Origin of the sequence: Rhizobium sp. 18055 (genome assembly GCF_902706285.1) — a bacterium.
Classification (GTDB): Bacteria; Pseudomonadota; Alphaproteobacteria; order Rhizobiales; family Rhizobiaceae; genus Rhizobium.
Genome location: NZ_CACSKD010000328.1, coordinates 1 through 430, shown reverse-complemented (window position 1 = coordinate 430; position 430 = coordinate 1). Strand labels below are relative to the sequence as shown.

Genomic DNA, 430 nt, shown 5'->3' with positions numbered 1-430 from the left:
CTTCGAGAGTGCGATCGGCATTGTGGCCGTGGTAATGGGCGTTTGCCGCGTAGGTGGGAAGAAAACCGATGCACGCCCGATCCCAGGTGAGGTCCTCGAAATCTTGAGTACCAAAGTCGAGAACCGACGACACCAGGATGATGCCGTTGAGGTACATCGAGAAGGTGTCCTGCAACCGTTGCGCAACACTGACGGCTCGGACGGTTCCATACGACTCGCCAAGAAGATAAAGCGGACTCCCCCAGCGCCCGTAGCGGGTAACCCACAACCGGATGAGTTCGCTGACCAGTTCGACGTCTTTACTCCAGCCGTGCCACTCGTTGGGATCGTGTCCGTCAACGACGCGGGAGTACCCCGTCGACATGGCGTCCATAATGACGAGGTCTGTCTCGCTCAGCAGAGTGTGCTCGTTGTCGATGAGGTGGAAGGG

The 430-nt window shown here is 58.4% G+C and carries 1 pseudogene; it reads right to left on the bottom strand.

The features are described 5' to 3' along the window. Nucleotides 1-430 (bottom strand): annotated as a pseudogene (locus GVL52_RS30590) (peptidase S10); the annotation flags it as partial.